Source organism: Candidatus Pseudomonas auctus (assembly GCF_048654275.1).
In the GTDB taxonomy this organism is placed as follows: Bacteria; Pseudomonadota; Gammaproteobacteria; order Pseudomonadales; family Pseudomonadaceae; genus Aquipseudomonas; species Aquipseudomonas pharyngis.
In genome coordinates, this window is record NZ_JBJYZK010000003.1 from 487,827 (window position 1) to 505,514 (window position 17,688).

Consider the following 17,688-nt stretch of genomic DNA (forward strand, 5'->3'; position numbering starts at 1 on the left):
CTCTAACGAACAAGTCACTCAATCCGCCGTTGTCGCATGCTGTAAAAATTCGCGTATTCCAGATACGCCAACGCGGGAGCAAGCTCCCGCGCGGCGACATCCTACCAGTCACCGCCGCAAGGCAGTCAACCGGGCGACCAACAACTTACTTGTGGTCTTTGACTTCTTCGAACTCGGCATCGACAACATCGTCAGCCTTTTCAGCTTTCTCGTCGTGCGGTGCCGCGCCTTCAGGCTGAGCCTGTTCGGCGTACATCTTCTGAGCAACCGGCGCAGAGACTTTCGACAGCTCTTCAACCTTGGCGTCGATGGCAGCCTTGTCGTCGCCTTTGACGGCAGCTTCCAGGGCAACCACGGCCGCTTCGATTGCAGTCTTCTCTTCTGCAGTCACTTTGTCGCCAGCGTCAGCGATCATCTTGCGAGTCGAGTGAACCAGTGCATCACCCTGGTTACGGGCAGCGGCCAGCTCTTCGAACTTGCGGTCTTCCTCGGCGTTCAGCTCGGCGTCGCGCACCATTTTCTGGATTTCTTCATCCGACAGACCAGAGTTGGCCTTGATGGTGATCTTCTGCTCTTTGCCGGTTGCCTTGTCCTTCGCACCTACGTGCAGGATGCCGTTGGCGTCGATGTCGAAGGTCACTTCGATCTGCGGAACGCCACGTGGAGCTGGTGGAATGTCGGCCAGATCGAACTTGCCCAGGGACTTGTTCTGTGCGGCTTGCTTGCGCTCGCCTTGCAGGACGTGAATGGTCACGGCGCCCTGGTTGTCGTCGGCCGTCGAGAACACTTGCGATTTCTTGGTAGGAATCGTGGTGTTTTTCTCGATCAGCGCGGTCATCACGCCACCCATGGTTTCGATACCCAGGGTCAGCGGGCTGACGTCAAGCAGCAGAACGTCTTTCACGTCACCGGCCAGAACGGCGCCCTGGATCGCAGCACCCATGGCAACAGCTTCGTCCGGGTTCACGTCTTTACGTGCTTCTTTACCGAAGAAATCGGTAACTGCCTTCTGCACCAGTGGCATACGAGTCTGACCACCAACCAGAATGACGTCGTCAATTTTGCTGACGTCGATACCGGCGTCCTTCAGAGCAATACGGCATGGCTCGATGGTACGGTTCACCAGATCTTCGACCAGCGACTCGAGCTTGGCACGAGAGATCTTCACGTTCAGGTGCTTAGGACCAGTCGCGTCTGCTGTGATGTACGGCAGGTTGACGTCGGTCGACTGCGAAGAAGACAGCTCGATCTTGGCTTTCTCAGCGGCTTCTTTCAGACGCTGCAAGGCCAGAGGATCGTTCTTCAGGTCCATGCCGGACTCTTTTTTGAACTCGTCGACGAGGTAGTCGATCAGGCGCATGTCGAAGTCTTCACCACCCAGGAAGGTGTCACCGTTGGTGGCCAGCACTTCGAACTGGTGCTCGCCGTCAACTTCAGCGATTTCGATCACGGAAACGTCGAAAGTACCACCACCCAGGTCGTAAACGATCACGGTGTGATCGCCCTTGGCCTTGTCCATGCCATAAGCCAGAGCGGCTGCGGTTGGTTCGTTGATGATACGTTTTACGTCCAGACCGGCGATGCGACCAGCATCTTTAGTCGCCTGACGCTGACTGTCGTTGAAGTAGGCCGGAACGGTGATCACCGCTTCGGTGACCGCTTCGCCGAGGTAGTCTTCGGCGGTCTTCTTCATCTTTTTCAGGACTTCGGCGCTGATTTGCGGCGGAGCCATCTGCTTGCCGGAAGCCTCGACCCAGGCGTCACCGTTGTTGGCCTTGACGATCTTGTAAGGCACCAGCTTGATGTCTTTCTGTACAACTTCTTCGTCGAAGCGGCGGCCAATCAGGCGCTTCACTGCGAACAGCGTGTTGTGCGGGTTGGTCACAGCCTGACGCTTGGCGGACTGACCTACCAGAATTTCACCATCATTGGCGTAAGCGATGATCGACGGCGTTGTACGCGCGCCTTCGGCGTTCTCAATAACTTTGGCCACGCCGTTTTCCAGCACGGAGACGCAGGAGTTGGTAGTCCCCAGGTCGATACCGATAATTTTGCCCATGTTCACTCTCCCGAAACTTTGGATTTTTTTGCCGCAGCAGTGGTGGCTAACTGCGGTAATACTTAAACGCTTGACTTCTAAATGGGGGCCTTGCGGCTAATTTCAAGCCTTCTCGTCAATCGAAGGCGAAACTGGCGCCGGCGCCTTGCTGACCACGACCATCGCCGGACGCAGCAGGCGACCGTTGAGCTGGTAGCCCTTCTGGAACACCTTCAGAATGCTGTTCGGCTCCAGGACATCACTTTCCTGCATGGCCATTGCCTGATGTTCCACGGCGTTGAACGGTTCGCCTTCCTGCGGGCTGACAGCTACAAGCTGATAACGCGTGAGGGTGTCGTGAAACATTTTCAGGGTCAGCTCGATGCCTTCGCGCATCGGACGGATGCTTTCGTCATCCGGGCTCGACAGCTCGAGGCCGCGCTCCAGGCTGTCGACGATCGGCAGCAGGTCGCCGGCGAATTTTTCCAGCGCAAACTTGTGCGCCTTTTCGACATCCTGCTCGGCACGGCGGCGGACGTTCTGCAGATCGGCAGCTACGCGCAGCGATTGATCCTGCGCGGCGGCCAATTGCTCTTCGAGCACTTGTACACGGGTCGCCAGGTCATCACCCGAAGTCTCGGGCGCCTGATTGGCTTCTGGGTTTTGCGTATCTACTGTCTGTTCGTCAGCCATAGAATTCTCCTTTCAATATCGTCCGCGAGTTCGATTCGCGCTTCTGCCCGGGTATATGGGGCCGCAAAATCAGGCTTCAAGGGCTGACAACGATTAACCCTACAAAAAAGTGCTGCATTGGCATTCCTGCGCGCGACAAGCATTTGATCGGATCTTCTCCATTGAGCTGAGCGAGGGCATTGTCAGCCCGAAACAAAACACTGTATAAATAACCAGACCTAAAGCCTGGGAGCGGCCTTTATGCTGGTGCACCTGTCCGTACACAACTACGCCATCGTTGAACATCTCGATCTCGAACTCGATCGCGGCATGAGCGTGATTACCGGGGAAACCGGCGCCGGCAAATCGATCATGCTCGACGCCCTGGGCCTGACGCTCGGTGATCGCGCCGACAGCGGCGTAGTGCGACCGGGCGCCGACAAGGCCGATATCCTGGCGACCTTCGATCTGGCGGATATCCCCGAGGCCAGTGCCTGGCTGGCGGAACGCGACCTGGAAACCGACGGTCCATGCATCCTGCGCCGGGTCATCACGTCCGAAGGTCGCTCACGCGGCTATATAAATGGCACGCCCTGCCCGCTCGGTGACCTCAAGGCACTCGGTGAACTGCTGATCGATATCCACAGCCAGCACGAACACCAATCCCTGCTCAAGACCGACACCCACCGGCGCCTGCTCGACGAATACGCCGGGGCCACCGATCTGGCACGCCAGGTTCACCTGGCCGCCCAGCGCTGGCGCCAGACCCGTCAGGAGCTGGAACGCCTGTCCAACTCCGGCGACGAACAGCGTGCACGCCATCAATTGCTCAGCTACCAGCTCGAAGAACTGGAAAACCTCGGCCTCGGGGAAAACGAGCTGGAAGAACTGGAGCAGGAACACAAGAACCTGACCAACGCAGAAACCCTGCTCGGCATCTGCCGACAAGTGGTCGAGCAATGCAGCGAAAGCGATTCCGGCAACGTGCTGAATGCCCTGACGGCCAGCCTCAATCGACTGTCGAGCGTGAACAATTCGGTCGGCGCGCTGGGTGAGGCGAGCAGCCTGCTGACCAGCGCGCAAATCCAGGTCGAAGAGGCCGTCGGCGAGCTCAATCGTTTTCTGGACAACTTCGATGCCGATCCGGCGCGCCTGCAATATCTGGAAGAACGTCTGGACTCCATCTACACGCTGGCACGCAAACACCGCATTCAGCCGACAGAAGTGGCGGAGATGCAGCAGAAGCTGCTCGACGAAATCGAAGCCCTCGACGCCAACGATGAATCCATCGAACGCCTCGCCGAAGAGCTCGCTTCCTATGCCCGCCACTATCAGGAAAAGGCTCAGGAACTGAGCGAGCTGCGTCATCAGGCAGCCGGCAGCCTGGCCAGCGCGGTGGAACAGGAGATTCAACGCCTGGGCATGCCCGGCGGTCGCTTCACCATCGAATTGCGCGCCAACAACAGCAGCGAGCTGCAACCCAACGGCCTCGAACAAGTCGAGCTGCTGGTGAGTGCCAACCCGGGCCAACCCTTGAAAGCCTTGGCCAAAGTGGCGTCCGGCGGTGAGCTGTCACGGATCAGCCTGGCCATCCAGGTGATTACCGCCCAGACCTCTCGCGTACCGACATTGGTATTCGACGAAGTGGACGTGGGGATTGGCGGTCCAACGGCTGAAATCGTCGGTCAACTGTTGCGCCGCCTCGGAGATCGCGGACAGGTACTGACGGTTACGCACTTGCCGCAAGTCGCGGCTCAGGGGCATCAGCATCTGTTCGTGCACAAGGTGCGAGGCGAGCAGGCCACTCACACGGCTGTTTCGAAGCTGAGCAAGAATGACCGTATAGAAGAAGTCGCACGCATGCTTGGCGGCATCGATCTGACCAAAGAGTCTTTGGCGCACGCGAAAAAGATGGTCGTCACCGCAAAGGTTTAAGCACGCCAGAAAGCACGAAGGCGACCCTTGGGTCGCCTTCGCTCGTTTCGCGAACCTGAAATTCGCGCGACATGCTTACTTTTTGTTGCGTACGTACAGTACGAGATTGTGATCAACCATCTCGTAACCGTGCTTCTCGACGATCGCCTTCTGAAGTTTTTCGATTTCTTCGTCGAAGAATTCGATGACTTCGCCCGACTCCACGTTAACCATATGGTCGTGGTGGCCACCGTCGGCCAATTCGAATACCGCGTGGCCGCCGTCGAAGTTGTGACGGACCACGAGGCCAGCCGCTTCGAACTGGGTCAGAACACGGTAGACCGTGGCCAGACCGACGTCCTCGCCAGCTTCCATCAACGCCTTGTAGACGTCCTCGGCACTCATGTGACGCTGCTCTGTAGAGTCGAGCATTTGCAGGATCTTGACCCGTGGCAGGGTCACTTTGAGGCCGGCTTTGCGTAGTTCGCTATTTTCAACCATGGTCAGCTTTCTCGCGATGCTGCTTCGCAGCTTCTCTTAATGCGGGTATGATCGGCGTTTACGTTGTCCCAGCCAAGATAGTGGAAGTCGCCCACCGATGCAAAACACCAAGCTCTTGCTAACCAGTTTCACCTTTGTGGGACTGCTCGCACTCGCCGGTTGTTCATTCCCCGGGGTTTACAAAATCGACATCCAGCAGGGCAATGTCGTCACGCAGGACATGATAGACCAGTTACGCCCGGGAATGACCCGGCCGCAAGTACGGTTTATCATGGGCAACCCTCTGCTTGCCGACACGTTCCACGCCAACCGCTGGGATTATCTGTACAGCCTGCAACCTGGTGGCGGTGAACGCCAGCAGGAACGCATGAGTGTCATTTTCGACTCGAATGACCGCCTTGTCAGTCTGTCCGGTGACTTCATGCCGGGCGTCAGCCGTGACGAAGCCATTCTCGGCAAGGACAGTGGCACCAGCGTGACCGCTCCTGCTGAGAACACCGAGCAGCCGAAACCGGAAAAACCGGCCAAGCCTGGCTCCTTGCTGGATCAGATCCAGAAGGACGTCGATGGTGTGGAAACCGTTCCGGTTCCAACGCCAGAACCGCTGGACACCTCGCCGCAATAATTTGCGACGCAATAAAAAACCCGGAAATTCCGGGTTTTTTATTGCCTGCCGTTTTGCCAGCCTATTGGTTTCGCGCCTTGGCCTCGGCGGCTTTGGCGGCACGCAGACGACGCACTTCTTTCGGATCAGCCAACAGTGGTCGATAGATCTCGATGCGATCACCTTCCTGAACCTGTCGAGTATCCGGATCAGCGATCACTTTGCCGAAAATCCCCAAGGGACAACTGCTCAGATCCAGCCCCGGAAATTCAGCATCAATCTCCGACGCCATCAGCGCCGCACGCACCGTCGTACCCTCAGCAACACTGATTACACGCAAAACCTGACGATCAACCGCCGCATACACCACTTCGACTTCGATCACCGGCTCAACCATGCATCTGCTTGGCGCGCTGGCAGAACGCGTCCACCAGCGTATTGGCCGCCTGATTGAACAAAGGACCGAGCGTCGCGCGGACCAGCGGCCCGGCGTAGTCGAAGGACAGATCCAGACTGATCTTGCAGGCCTTCTCGTTCAGCGCCTTGAATACCCAGACGCCGTGCAGCTGATTGAACGGTCCCTCCTCCAGGTTCATCTCGATCGACTGCCCCGGCACCAGCGTATTGCGTGTCACGAAGTGCTGACTGAGGCCGCCCTTGGCCACGCCGACACTGGCGCGCATGTGCTCAGGCGAGCTTTCCAGGACTTCAGCAGACGAGCACCACGGCAGAAATTCCGGGTAACGTGCCACGTCATTGACGAGGTCGTAGAGAAATTGCGCCGGATAAGGCAGCAGCGCCGATCGTTGAATATGTGTCGTCATGTAAGCGTCACTTCCAGAGCTGGGCGGCAAACACTACAAGAATGCCGATGGGCGCCACATAGCGCATCAAAAACAGAGACAGGGCGAACAGCGCCGGGCTGCGAATCGACAATTCATCACGTACCGCCTCACGCCCCATCACCCAACCGGCAAACAGCACAAAGCACAGCCCACCGAGCGGCAACATGATGCGCGAGGTGAAGAAGTCGATCACGCCAAAGAAGTCCAGGCCACCGGCCGCACCCCACTGGTAGAGATGGAACACCCCACCATCGTTCACGAAAAATTTGGCTTCCTTCCAGATATTGAAGGAAAACACCGTGCCCAGGCCAACGAACCAGCAGGTGAACGCCAACCAGAATGTCACCCAGGCACGGCTGATTTTAGTCCGCTCGACCAGATAGGCGACCATTGGCTCCAGCAGGGAAATCGCCGAGCTCCAGGCCGCAATGGCCACCAGAACGAAGAACACCACGCCCATCAACTGGCCGAACAGCACGTTACCGAAAGCAAATGGCAGGCTGACAAACATCAGCCCCGGGCCTTCGCTCGGGTTCAAACCACCGGCGAACACAATCGGAAACAAGGCCAGACCGGCCACCAGCGAAACAAAGGTATCGAGCAGCGCCACACCGACGACCGTGCCCGACAGCGAGGCTTCCTTGGTCATGTAGGCGCCGTAGATCATGATCGAGCCCACGCCCACGCTCAGGGAGAAGAACGCGTGGCCCATGGCCGGCAGCAAGCCGTCGAGGACTTTTTCCGGGTGGAAGTCGAACATGAAATGTACGCCTTCCATGAAATGCCCGGTGGTCATGCTGTAACCCAGCAGCACCAGCACCATCACGAACAGCAGCGGCATCATGATCCGCAGGCTGCGCTCGAGCCCGGCGACCACACCCTTGGCAATCACCACCGCCGACAACAGCATGAAAACCGTGTGCCACAGCGTGATACGCCACGGGTCGGCGATGACATTACCGAAGTAGGCTCCGACCTGATCAGCCGTCGCGCCCTGGAAGTCTCCGCGCCCCATATCAATGATGTAATCCAGCGACCAGCCGCCGACCACACTGTAGAAAGACAGGATCAGCAGCGCCGTGATCATCCCGGCGAACGCGCCCCACGACCACTTGCCCGAGTGCCCGGCTTCCCGCGCCAGCACCTTCAGGGCATTCGCCGGACTCTGGCGGGCACGGCGGCCGATCAGGGTTTCGGCGAGCATTACCGGGATGCCGATCAGCGCGATACATGCCAGAAACATCAGCACGAAGGCGCCGCCACCGTAGACCCCAACCATGTAGGGGAATTTCCAGATGCTGCCCAATCCCACGGCCGAACCGGTCGCGGCGAATATGAAAACCCAGCGGCTAGCCCAACTGCCGTGGACAGAAACCTTGTCTGTCGACATCGTTTATCACGCCCAAGCGTTAGAAAAAGAGGCCGCATTGTCCGGGATTCACTCAACCTGCTCAAGCACGCAGCATCACCGTAGCCGACAGCCGTTTATCTCCATATAATGCCGCCCCTATGGCTAAACAGAAGAAACACCCAACAGGGACCATCGCGCAAAACAAAAAGGCGCGACACGATTACTTCATCGAGCACAAGTTCGAGGCTGGTCTGGTCCTGGCCGGCTGGGAAGTAAAAAGTCTGCGGGCAAGCAAGCTGCAACTGGTCGACAGTTACGTGTTGCTCAAGGATGGCGAGGCCTGGTTGCTCGGCAGCCACATCACGCCTCTGATGACCGCCAGCACCCACGTCATTGCCGACCCGGTGCGTACCCGCAAGTTGCTGCTCAACCGCCGCGAGCTGGACAAGCTCGCCGCCGCCGTGCAGCAGAAGGGTTACGCCTGCGTGTGCCTGTCCTGGTACTGGAGCAAGCACATGGTCAAGTGCGAGATCGCGCTGGGCAAGGGCAAGAAGGAATACGACAAGCGTGATACCGAACGCGAACGCGACGCCGGTCGCGAGTTGCAGCGTGCGGTGCGCAACAAGGGCAAGGAAGACTGATTCTTCTGCCTGAATGACCGTTCCCGCGCCTGGCACGGGAGCGGTCTTTTTTACATCCCTTTGCGTCGCTCGGCGCGAGCCATGCGCTGTACTTCCTGCCGCACTTCTTCCAGCACTTCCTGCACATACAGAATGTGTCGGCTGGACACCTCACGCGCCTGTTCCGCGCGCCCCTCGATAATCGCCAGATACAACTCCCGATGCTGGGTGATCAGCATGTCGCGGGTTTCCGTGCGCTGCTTGTACATGCCACCGATGTTGGTCACCACGTTGCGCTTGAGCAGATCGAACAGCCCGCGAATGGTGTGCAGCAACACCGCGTTATGACTGGCTTCGGCAATCGCCAGGTGGAATTTCGCATCCGCCGCGCCCTCTTCCGCCCGGCTCACTTCGTCATGACGCGAATAGCAGTCCTGTAACTCTTCAAACGCAGCCGTCAGCCGTTCACGATCCACATCCGTGGCGCGCAATGCTGCGTAATAGGCACACGATGCCTCCAGCGTGTGGCGAAATTCCAGCAGATCGCGCTGCGCCTCGGGATTGCTTTCCAGCAATTGCAGCAGCGGATCGCTGAACGTCGAACCGAGACTTTCCACGACATAATTGCCACCGCCCTGCTTGCTGACCAGCAAACCCTTGGCTGCCAGTTTCTGAATCGCTTCACGCAACGAGGGCCGGGAAACGCCGAACTGTTCCGCCAGTGTCCGCTCGGCTGGCAGGCGCTCGCCGGACTTCAGCGTGCCCTCGAGAATCATCCCTTCCAGTCGCTCGACAATGTCGTCAGACAAACGGCGCTGACGTATCTGATCAAACCCCATCACTCAACTCTCCACCATCCCGACCGCTCGCCGGGCTCTCTATTCTGGCCTATCGACGCTGCGCCGACACCTGCCAGATGACGCCAATTCAACCGGTGCAATCCGACTCGCCGTCCGGTTGTTCGACAAAAGTTTTAGGGCGGCAAATTGACACACCGACATCAAGGCTTTTACCCTAGCCGACAGCACTTGTAAATTGGTCTTACCAATTAACCAAGTACGCTGACAGTGCCTGACCAACAACAATTAGGGGCCACCCCATATGCAAACCTGGCAACAGCTCTACAGCCCGCTCGGCAGTCTCGGCGTGTCCGCACTCGCGGCCGTCATCCCCATCGTTTTCTTCTTCCTCGCCCTGGCGGTGTTCCGCCTCAAAGGTCATGTGGCCGGCAGCATCACGCTCGCCCTGGCCATCGCCGTGGCGATCTTTGCGTTCCAGATGCCGGTCGACATGGCGTTCGCCGCTGCCGGATATGGCTTCGCCTATGGTCTGTGGCCGATTGCCTGGATCATTGTGGCAGCGGTGTTCCTGTACAAACTGACGGTCAAGAGCGGTCAGTTCGAGGTCATCCGCAGCTCGGTGCTGTCGATCACTGACGACCAGCGTCTGCAGGTGCTGCTGATCGGTTTCTGCTTCGGTGCATTCCTGGAAGGCGCCGCCGGTTTCGGCGCGCCGGTGGCGATTACCGCTGCGCTGCTGGTTGGCCTGGGTTTCAACCCGCTGTACGCCGCCGGCCTGTGCCTGATTGCCAACACCGCACCGGTAGCGTTCGGCGCGCTGGGGATTCCGATCATCGTGGCCGGGCAAGTCACCGGCATCGATGCGTTCAAGATCGGCGCCATGACTGGCCGCCAACTGCCGTTGCTGTCGCTGTTCGTGCCGTTCTGGCTGGTGTTCATGATGGACGGCCTGCGCGGCGTGCGTGAAACCTGGCCGGCGGCGCTGGTCGCAGGCTTGAGCTTTGCCGTCACCCAATACTTCACGTCGAACTTCATCGGCCCGGAACTGCCGGACATCACGTCGGCCCTGGCCAGTCTGATTTCGCTGACCCTGTTCCTGAAGGTCTGGCAACCGAAACGTGCCGCCGGCCAGCACATTGCCGGCGCCGTGTCCGCTTCGGTGGTCTCCGCCAGCGTCGGCGGTTTCGGCCAGAAGCGCACCACCGTCGCTTCGCCTTACAGCCTCGGGGAAATTTTCAAGGCGTGGTCGCCGTTCCTGATCCTCACCGTACTGGTGACCATCTGGACCCTCAAGCCTTTCAAAGCCATGTTCGCTGCCGGCGGTTCGATGTACGCCTGGGTGTTCAACTTCGCGATTCCGCACCTTGATCAACTGGTCATCAAGACCGCACCCATCGTTGCCGCACCCACCGCGATCCCGGCCGTGTTCAAACTCGATCCGATTTCCGCGACCGGCACGGCGATTTTCTTCTCCGCGCTGATCTCGATGCTGGTGCTGAAGATCAACTTCAAAACTGGTCTGACCACTTTGAAAGAGACCTTCTACGAACTGCGCTGGCCGATACTGTCGATCGGCATGGTGCTGGCGTTTGCCTTCGTCACCAACTATTCCGGCATGTCCTCGACCATGGCCCTGGTGTTGGCGGCAACCGGCGCGGCATTTCCGTTCTTCTCGCCGTTCCTCGGCTGGCTTGGCGTGTTCCTCACCGGTTCCGATACTTCGTCCAACGCCCTGTTCAGTTCACTGCAAGCGACCACCGCACACCAGATCGGGGTCAACGACACCTTGCTGGTGGCCGCCAATACCAGCGGCGGCGTGACCGGCAAAATGATCTCGCCACAATCGATCGCCGTGGCCTGCGCAGCAACCGGCCTGGTGGGCAAGGAATCCGATCTGTTCCGCTTCACCCTCAAGCACAGCCTATTCTTTGCAACGATTGTCGGTCTGATCACTTTGGCTCAGGCCTACTGGTTCACCGGCATGCTGGTGCATTAAGCCGACAAGCAACATGGAAAAAACCGACACCGGTTCGTGATTCCGGTGTCAGCAATTCACAACCCGGTCTGTAAGGCTGCTGAAAGCAACGCGCTCTATATTCGGCAGCCTCAACAGACGGATAACCGGGCCCACCCGGAGACACGCCTGATGAGCGAGCTTTTTTACAACGCTGTGCCCAACGCCACTCGCGTCGCACCGCCACTGCCCGAACCCCGGCAATACCCGAGCGAGAAACCGTCGCGGATCTACCTGTTCGGCACGTGCGTGGTCGACCTGTTCTACCCGGAAGCCGGGATGGACGCGATCCACTTGCTGGAGCGCGAAGGCATCCGGGTCGACTACCCGCAAGGGCAGAGCTGCTGCGGACAACCGGCCTATACCTCGGGTTACACCGAGCAGGCACGGACGGTGGCGCGCTCGCAACTGGCGCTGTTTGCCGGGGACTATCCGGTAGTGGTGCCGTCGGGTTCGTGCGCCGGAATGATCCGCGAGCATTACGCCGACTTGTTCAAGGACGAGCCGGAAACGTTGAAACAGGTTCAGGCCCTCGCGGCCCGTACCTATGAGCTGGCCGAGTTTCTGCTGTTCGTCTGCAAGGTGCAGCTCAAGGACAGCGGCGAGCCGGTCAAAGTGGCGCTGCACACTTCGTGTTCGGCGCGACGGGAAATGAACACCCACCTGCACGGCCGCGAGTTGTTGGCGCAGTTGAGCAACGTGGAACGGGTCAACCACGATCACGAAAGCGAATGCTGTGGCTTCGGTGGGACATTCAGCGTCCGTATGCCAGACATTTCCGGCGCGATGGTGGCTGACAAGACCCGCGCGTTGAAGGAATCCGGCGCGCATCAGGTACTCAGTGCCGACTGCGGCTGCCTGATGAACATCAACGGCTCGCTGGAAAAACAGCAGGAAGCACTGCGCGGGCAACACCTGGCGAGCTTCCTCTGGCAACGAACCGGAGGTGCGCGATGAGCACTTCCACGATTATTCCTACGGTTGCCGTAGAAGAAGATTTCCGCACCCGGGCACACAACGCCCTGGGCGACTCGCAGTTACGGAACAACTTCCGCACCGCGATGGATTCATTGATGACCAAGCGGGCAGCGGCTTTCAGCGATGCCCACGAAAGAGAACACTTGCGCGCCCTGGGCAACTCGATCAGGGCGCGTGCGCTCTCCAAGTTGCCCGACCTGCTCGAGCAACTGGAACAGAACCTGACCCGCAACGGTGTGACAGTGCACTGGGCGGAAACGGTGGACGAGGCCAATGGCATCGTCCTTTCGATCATCCGCGCTCACGAGGCGCGGCAAGTGATCAAGGGCAAATCGATGGTCAGCGAAGAGATGGAGATGAACCATTTCCTCGAGGCTCGGGACATTGAATGTCTGGAGTCCGACATGGGGGAGTACATCGTCCAGCTCGACCACGAGAAGCCTTCTCACATAATCATGCCGGCAATCCACAAGAATGCCGGTCAGGTCGCGTCCTTGTTCCACGACAAACTTGGCGTGGAATACACCAAGGACGTTGACCAACTCATTCAGATCGGTCGCAGGGTCCTGCGGCAGAAATTCTTCGAAGCGGACATCGGCGTCTCCGGCGTCAACTTCGCCGTGGCCGAAACCGGCACCCTGCTGCTGGTGGAAAACGAAGGCAACGGCCGCATGACCACCACCGTGCCGCCGGTGCACATCGCCGTTACCGGTATCGAAAAAGTCGTGGAAAACCTGCGCGACGTAGTGCCGCTGCTGTCATTGCTGACCCGCTCGGCGCTGGGCATTCCGATCACCACCTACGTCAACATGATCTCCGGCCCGCGCAAAGAACACGAACTCGACGGCCCGCAGGAAGTGCATCTGGTACTGCTCGACAACGGTCGCAGCCAGGCCTTCGCCGACAGCGAACTGCGCCAGACGCTGAACTGCATCCGCTGCGGCGCCTGCATGAATCATTGCCCGGTCTACACCCGCGTCGGGGGCCATACCTACGGCGAGGTTTACCCCGGCCCGATCGGCAAAATCATTACTCCGCACATGGTCGGCCTGGCGAAAGTCCCGGATCACCCGAGCGCTTCTTCGTTGTGCGGCGCCTGCGGTGAAGTGTGTCCGGTAAAAATTCCTATTCCCGCACTGCTGCGCCGCCTACGCGAAGAGAACGTCAAAGCCCCCGACAGTCCTCATCAAGTGATGCGCGGCCAAGGCAGCAAGTATTCGCGCAAGGAACGCTTCATCTGGAACGCCTGGGCGAAGCTCAACAGCTCGCCGCCCCTGTATCGACTGTTTGCGTTTTTCGCCACACGCCTGCGCGCGCTGGCGCCGAACAACGTCGGCCCGTGGACGCAGAATCACAGCGCACCGAAACCCGCCGCCCGCTCATTGCATGACATGGCTCGCGAACACCTGGCCAAACAAGGAGACCGTTGATGAGCGCCAAGCAAAATATCCTCGGCAAGTTAAGGAAAAGTCTGACCGGCACCACGCCGATTGCCGACAACTTCGATGTCGACCTGGTGACCCAGCCTTACACCTACAGCGCCGAACAACGGATCCCGCAACTGCGCAAACTGATGGAAGCGGTGCACACCGAAATCCACCTGACATCCGCTGATGGGTGGCCGGCGCTGCTGGCGCAATTGCTGCGCGACCGTCAGTTGCCGAGCCTGCTGATCGCACCGACTACGCCGCACGGGCAGCGCATCACACAACACTGGGCGAACAATCCTGATCTGCCGGCGCTGAAATCCTACGACCGGCCGATGGAAGAGTGGAAAGCCGAGTTGTTCAACGACACCCCGGCTAGCCTCACCGGCACCCTCGGCGCCATCGCCGCCACCGGCAGCCTGATTCTCTGGCCGACCCGCGAAGAGCCACGGTTGATGAGCCTGGTGCCGCCGGTGCATTTCGCCCTGCTCAAGGCCAGCCAGATCCGCGACAACTTCTATCAGGTGCAGCAGGAATTCGAGTGGGCCCAAGGCATGCCGACCAATGCATTGCTGGTGTCCGGCCCGTCGAAAACCGCCGACATCGAACAAGTGCTGGCCTACGGCGCCCACGGCCCGAAAGACCTGGTGGTGTTGATCCTGGAGGACCAATGACCTTACCGGCGACTTTCCTGCGCGATGCGCAGCAATTGATTCCTGCCGAACGGCGTTTCGACGATCCGCTGTCGACCCTGGCTTTCGGCACCGATGCCAGTTTCTACCGGTTGATTCCGCAACTGGTGATCCGCGTCGAATCCGAAGATGAAGTGGTAGCGCTGCTGAAACTGGCCCAGCGCGATCAGGTCCCGGTGACCTTCCGCGCCGCGGGCACCAGCCTGTCCGGACAGGCGATCAGCGATTCGGTGTTGATCGTGCTGGGGGATAACTGGAACGCCCGGGAGATCCGAGGGCAAGGCACACAAATCCGCCTGCAACCGGGGGTGATCGGCGCCCAGGCCAACGCGTGGCTCGCGCCATTCGGGCGCAAGATCGGTCCGGATCCGGCGTCGATCAATGCCTGCAAAATCGGTGGCATCGTCGCCAACAACGCCAGCGGGATGTGCTGCGGCACTGCGCAAAACACCTATCACACGCTGGCCGGGATTCGTCTGGTGCTGGCCGACGGCACCCGCCTCGACACCGAAGATGCAGCCAGCGTTGCGGCGTTTCGAGCCAGCCACAGCGAACTACTGGAACGCCTGGCGACATTGGGCCGCGAAACCCGCGCCAATGCCGAACTCGCCGCGCGAATCCGCCACAAATACCGTCTGAAAAATACCACCGGCCTGTCGCTCAACGCCCTGGTGGATTTCGATGAGCCTGTGGATATCTTGAGCCACTTGCTAGTCGGTTCCGAAGGCACCCTCGGCTTCATCAGCGCCGTGACTTACGACACAGTGATCGACCACCCGAACAAGGCCTCGGCGCTGATCGTATTCCCGGATGTGGAAACCTGCTGCAACGCCGTCACCGTACTGAAAAGCCAACCGGTGTCGGCCGTGGAACTGCTCGACCGCCGCAGCCTGCGCTCGGTGCAGGACAAACCCGGCATGCCGGCTTTCGTACAGCAGCTGTCGACCAATGCCTGCGCGCTGTTGATCGAATCCCGCGCAGCCTCTTCCACTTTGCTGCAGGAACAACTGGCGCAGATCATGGCGTCGCTCAGCGGCTTCCCGGTGGAGAAACAGGTCGACTTCACCGAAGACCCGGTCGAAAACGCCCGCCTCTGGGCGATCCGCAAAGACACCTTCCCCGCCGTCGGCGCCGTACGCAAGACCGGCACCACGGTGATCATCGAAGACGTCACCTTCCCGGTGGAACAACTGGCCATCGGCGTGAACCGTCTGATCGAGCTGTTCGACAAACATCACTACGACGAAGCGATCCTTTTCGGACACGCGCTGGAAGGTAATCTGCACTTCGTCTTCACCCAAGGCTTCAACAGCGCGGAAGAAGTCGCACGCTATCAGGCGTTCATGGACGACGTGGCGCAACTGGTGGCCGTGGAGTTCGGCGGCTCGCTGAAGGCGGAGCACGGCACCGGGCGCAACATGGCGCCCTTCGTCGAACTGGAATGGGGCAGTGACGCCTATCAATTGATGTGGCAGCTCAAACGCCTGCTCGACCCCAACGGCATTCTCAATCCGGACGTGGTGCTCAGCGAAGATCCGCAGATCCACCTCAAGCACCTGAAACCGCTGCCGGCGGCCGACGAGATTGTGGATAAATGCATCGAGTGCGGTTTCTGCGAGCCGGTCTGCCCCTCGAAAGGCCTGACCCTGAGCCCGCGCCAGCGCATCGTGATCTGGCGCGATATCCAGGCGCGAAAACGCGCCGGAATCGACACCACCGAACTGGAAAAAGCCTACGACTACCAAGGCATCGATACCTGCGCCGCGACCGGTTTGTGTGCGCAACGTTGCCCTGTAGGCATCAACACCGGCGAGCTGGTGAAAAAGCTTCGCGGCCGTCACGCGACACATACGAAAACCGCCAACCTGATCGAAGGAAATTTCGCCACCACCCTGCAAGGTGCACGTTTCACCCTGCATGTGGCCAACGGTGCGCGGATGTTGTTGGGGGCACCGCGGCTGGCGAAGCTTTCAGCGACCCTGACGCGGCTGTCCAAAGGTCAAGTGCCGCTGTGGACCCACGCGATGCCGCAGCCGGAAAAAGCCATTCGCTTCAGCCCGGCCGTGTCGGACGAGCGCCCGCGCGTTGTGTATCTGGCGGCCTGCGTCTCGCGTGTGATGGGGCCGGCGGCGGGCGACAAGGAGCAGATGTCGCTGTACGACAAAACCCGTGGTCTGCTGGAAAAGGCCGGTTATCAGGTGGTGTTTCCGGACAATCTGGACAACCTCTGCTGCGGCCAGCCCTTCGCGTCCAAAGGCTATTCCGAACAGGCCGAACACAAGCGTCAGGAGCTGATCGGCGCACTGCTCCAGGCTAGTCGCGGCGGGCTCGATCCGATCTATTGCGACACCAGCCCTTGCACCTTGCGGCTGGTGCAGGATGTGGGAAATGTTCGCCTGGATCTGTATGACCCTGTGCGCTTCATCCGTACGCATCTGATGGACCGGCTCGACTTCACACCGCAGGAAGCACCGATTGCCGTTCACGTGACCTGCAGCACTCAGCATCTGGGGGAAAGCCAGGCGCTGATCGACCTGGCACGCAAATGCAGCAAGACGGTAGTGATCCCGGAAGGCATTCACTGCTGCGGTTTCGCCGGCGACAAGGGTTTCACCACCCCGGAGCTCAACAGCCATTCCCTGCGAACGCTCAAGGATGCGGTGCAACAGTGCAGCGAGGGGATTTCCACCAGCCGCACCTGTGAGATCGGTCTGACGCAACATGGCGGCATCGACTACCACGGTCTGGTGTATCTGGTGGACCGGGTAACCCGGGCCAAAGCCCCCGCAACCGCCGTCTGAAGAAAAATAGAACCCTTGCGAGCGACCGCAGTCCACAGAACAGGCCCCGAACAATCGGGGCTTGTCCTCCATTCGGTTGCCCGTCCTGACGGCCAGCGAAGTCTGGATCCCTCAGTTCAAGGAGATTCATATGAAACGTTCTGTACTGTTAGGTCTGTTCGTTACTGCCTCGATGATGGCGTCGGCTTCGTTCGCTGCCGACAAGCCCGCTGACTTGTGTGATGCCAATCTGCAAACCATCAACAACGCCAAGGCGCAGGCAATGGCTTCACCCGACCTGAGTCAGCGGGTAGAAGCCAGTGTGCAAAAAGCCCAGGCACTCAAGGCCCAGGGCAAGATCGACGAATGCGTGGCTGAAACCCAGCAAACCATTCTGGAAATCCGCAAAACCAGCGGAACCAACAACTGATCGAAGCTCAGGCCAACCTTCG

General features: G+C 59.5%; 16 protein-coding genes. 9 read left to right on the forward strand and 7 right to left on the reverse strand.

Annotated elements, in window-relative coordinates:
- Positions 1-145: 145 nt before the first annotated feature.
- Both dnaK and grpE read right to left on the reverse strand, forming a co-directional pair.
- A complete protein-coding gene (gene dnaK, locus ACKUG4_RS08690) occupies positions 146-2,059 on the reverse strand; it encodes a molecular chaperone DnaK (protein ID WP_064593336.1) in 1,914 nt (637 codons plus the stop codon).
- Positions 2,060-2,161: 102 nt separating this feature from the next.
- Complete coding sequence (gene grpE, locus ACKUG4_RS08695) at positions 2,162-2,731, reverse strand: nucleotide exchange factor GrpE (protein ID WP_039769154.1); 570 nt, start codon at positions 2,729-2,731, stop codon at positions 2,162-2,164.
- Between the two features lie 240 nt (positions 2,732-2,971).
- On the opposite strand from grpE, the gene recN reads away from it, so the two are divergent.
- Entirely contained in the window at positions 2,972-4,645 is a 1,674-nt protein-coding gene (recN, locus tag ACKUG4_RS08700; RefSeq protein WP_085611296.1) for a DNA repair protein RecN, read from the forward strand.
- Between the two features lie 75 nt (positions 4,646-4,720).
- On the opposite strand, the gene fur is transcribed toward recN, so the two are convergent.
- The gene (gene fur / locus ACKUG4_RS08705; RefSeq protein WP_039769149.1) at positions 4,721-5,125 is read right to left on the reverse strand and encodes a ferric iron uptake transcriptional regulator; all 405 of its coding nucleotides are present in this window, start codon (positions 5,123-5,125) and stop codon (positions 4,721-4,723) included.
- Between the two features lie 97 nt (positions 5,126-5,222).
- Here fur and ACKUG4_RS08710 point away from each other — a divergent pair, with 97 nt between their 5' ends.
- On the forward strand, positions 5,223-5,750 hold the full coding sequence (locus ACKUG4_RS08710) for an outer membrane protein assembly factor BamE (protein ID WP_011332391.1): 528 nt from the start codon (positions 5,223-5,225) through the stop codon (positions 5,748-5,750).
- Between the two features lie 61 nt (positions 5,751-5,811).
- Here ACKUG4_RS08710 and ACKUG4_RS08715 read toward each other — a convergent pair whose 3' ends face one another.
- From ACKUG4_RS08715 to ACKUG4_RS08725, 3 genes are read right to left on the reverse strand one after another with little or no spacing between them, the layout of a single operon-like run.
- Entirely contained in the window at positions 5,812-6,126 is a 315-nt protein-coding gene (locus tag ACKUG4_RS08715; protein WP_064593334.1) for an RnfH family protein, read from the reverse strand.
- Entirely contained in the window at positions 6,119-6,553 is a 435-nt protein-coding gene (locus ACKUG4_RS08720) for a type II toxin-antitoxin system RatA family toxin (RefSeq protein WP_003221509.1), read from the reverse strand. The genes ACKUG4_RS08715 and ACKUG4_RS08720 overlap by 8 nt, the downstream gene beginning before the upstream one ends.
- A gap of 7 nt (positions 6,554-6,560) precedes the next feature.
- Positions 6,561-7,964: a sodium-dependent transporter gene (locus tag ACKUG4_RS08725; RefSeq protein ID WP_039769144.1), complete on the reverse strand. Its 1,404-nt coding sequence runs from the start codon at positions 7,962-7,964 to the stop codon at positions 6,561-6,563.
- Positions 7,965-8,083: 119 nt separating this feature from the next.
- Between ACKUG4_RS08725 and smpB the strand changes: the two genes are divergently transcribed.
- Complete coding sequence (gene smpB / locus ACKUG4_RS08730) at positions 8,084-8,566, forward strand: SsrA-binding protein SmpB (RefSeq protein ID WP_007953781.1); 483 nt, start codon at positions 8,084-8,086, stop codon at positions 8,564-8,566.
- A gap of 50 nt (positions 8,567-8,616) precedes the next feature.
- Here smpB and ACKUG4_RS08735 read toward each other — a convergent pair whose 3' ends face one another.
- Entirely contained in the window at positions 8,617-9,384 is a 768-nt protein-coding gene (locus ACKUG4_RS08735; RefSeq protein WP_039769141.1) for an FCD domain-containing protein, read from the reverse strand.
- A 262-nt stretch (positions 9,385-9,646) separates the two neighbouring features.
- On the opposite strand from ACKUG4_RS08735, the gene ACKUG4_RS08740 reads away from it, so the two are divergent.
- The 6 genes from ACKUG4_RS08740 (at position 9,647) to ACKUG4_RS08765 (ending at position 17,666) form a co-directional block, all read left to right on the forward strand.
- Positions 9,647-11,341 carry a lactate permease LctP family transporter gene (locus tag ACKUG4_RS08740; RefSeq protein ID WP_445433815.1) on the forward strand — a complete coding sequence of 565 codons (1,695 nt, stop codon included), beginning with the start codon at positions 9,647-9,649 and terminating at the stop codon, positions 11,339-11,341.
- Between the two features lie 150 nt (positions 11,342-11,491).
- Positions 11,492-12,316: a (Fe-S)-binding protein gene (locus ACKUG4_RS08745; protein WP_445433816.1), complete on the forward strand. Its 825-nt coding sequence runs from the start codon at positions 11,492-11,494 to the stop codon at positions 12,314-12,316.
- Entirely contained in the window at positions 12,313-13,767 is a 1,455-nt protein-coding gene (locus ACKUG4_RS08750; protein ID WP_236189866.1) for a LutB/LldF family L-lactate oxidation iron-sulfur protein, read from the forward strand. Before ACKUG4_RS08745 ends, ACKUG4_RS08750 begins: the two co-directional genes overlap by 4 nt.
- Positions 13,767-14,438 carry a LutC/YkgG family protein gene (locus ACKUG4_RS08755; protein ID WP_011332385.1) on the forward strand — a complete coding sequence of 224 codons (672 nt, stop codon included), beginning with the start codon at positions 13,767-13,769 and terminating at the stop codon, positions 14,436-14,438. The genes ACKUG4_RS08750 and ACKUG4_RS08755 overlap by 1 nt, the downstream gene beginning before the upstream one ends.
- Positions 14,435-17,257, forward strand: a complete 2,823-nt coding sequence (locus ACKUG4_RS08760) for an FAD-binding and (Fe-S)-binding domain-containing protein (RefSeq protein WP_445433817.1) — start codon at positions 14,435-14,437, stop codon at positions 17,255-17,257. The genes ACKUG4_RS08755 and ACKUG4_RS08760 overlap by 4 nt, the downstream gene beginning before the upstream one ends.
- A gap of 130 nt (positions 17,258-17,387) precedes the next feature.
- Entirely contained in the window at positions 17,388-17,666 is a 279-nt protein-coding gene (locus tag ACKUG4_RS08765; RefSeq protein ID WP_011332383.1) for a PA2433 domain-containing protein, read from the forward strand.
- Positions 17,667-17,688: the final 22 nt, after the last annotated feature.

What these genes read in the sequence shown, in the direction of transcription:
- dnaK (WP_064593336.1), bottom strand. Translation starts at nt 2,059, where the DNA reads ATGGGCAAAATTATCGGTATCGACCTGGGGACTACCAACTCCTGCGTC.
- grpE (WP_039769154.1), bottom strand. Translation starts at nt 2,731, where the DNA reads ATGGCTGACGAACAGACAGTAGATACGCAAAACCCAGAAGCCAATCAG.
- recN (WP_085611296.1), top strand. Translation starts at nt 2,972, where the DNA reads ATGCTGGTGCACCTGTCCGTACACAACTACGCCATCGTTGAACATCTC.
- fur (WP_039769149.1), bottom strand. Translation starts at nt 5,125, where the DNA reads ATGGTTGAAAATAGCGAACTACGCAAAGCCGGCCTCAAAGTGACCCTG.
- ACKUG4_RS08710 (WP_011332391.1), top strand. Translation starts at nt 5,223, where the DNA reads ATGCAAAACACCAAGCTCTTGCTAACCAGTTTCACCTTTGTGGGACTG.
- ACKUG4_RS08715 (WP_064593334.1), bottom strand. Translation starts at nt 6,126, where the DNA reads ATGGTTGAGCCGGTGATCGAAGTCGAAGTGGTGTATGCGGCGGTTGAT.
- ACKUG4_RS08720 (WP_003221509.1), bottom strand. Translation starts at nt 6,553, where the DNA reads ATGACGACACATATTCAACGATCGGCGCTGCTGCCTTATCCGGCGCAA.
- ACKUG4_RS08725 (WP_039769144.1), bottom strand. Translation starts at nt 7,964, where the DNA reads ATGTCGACAGACAAGGTTTCTGTCCACGGCAGTTGGGCTAGCCGCTGG.
- smpB (WP_007953781.1), top strand. Translation starts at nt 8,084, where the DNA reads ATGGCTAAACAGAAGAAACACCCAACAGGGACCATCGCGCAAAACAAA.
- ACKUG4_RS08735 (WP_039769141.1), bottom strand. Translation starts at nt 9,384, where the DNA reads ATGGGGTTTGATCAGATACGTCAGCGCCGTTTGTCTGACGACATTGTC.
- ACKUG4_RS08740 (WP_445433815.1), top strand. Translation starts at nt 9,647, where the DNA reads ATGCAAACCTGGCAACAGCTCTACAGCCCGCTCGGCAGTCTCGGCGTG.
- ACKUG4_RS08745 (WP_445433816.1), top strand. Translation starts at nt 11,492, where the DNA reads ATGAGCGAGCTTTTTTACAACGCTGTGCCCAACGCCACTCGCGTCGCA.
- ACKUG4_RS08750 (WP_236189866.1), top strand. Translation starts at nt 12,313, where the DNA reads ATGAGCACTTCCACGATTATTCCTACGGTTGCCGTAGAAGAAGATTTC.
- ACKUG4_RS08755 (WP_011332385.1), top strand. Translation starts at nt 13,767, where the DNA reads ATGAGCGCCAAGCAAAATATCCTCGGCAAGTTAAGGAAAAGTCTGACC.
- ACKUG4_RS08760 (WP_445433817.1), top strand. Translation starts at nt 14,435, where the DNA reads ATGACCTTACCGGCGACTTTCCTGCGCGATGCGCAGCAATTGATTCCT.
- ACKUG4_RS08765 (WP_011332383.1), top strand. Translation starts at nt 17,388, where the DNA reads ATGAAACGTTCTGTACTGTTAGGTCTGTTCGTTACTGCCTCGATGATG.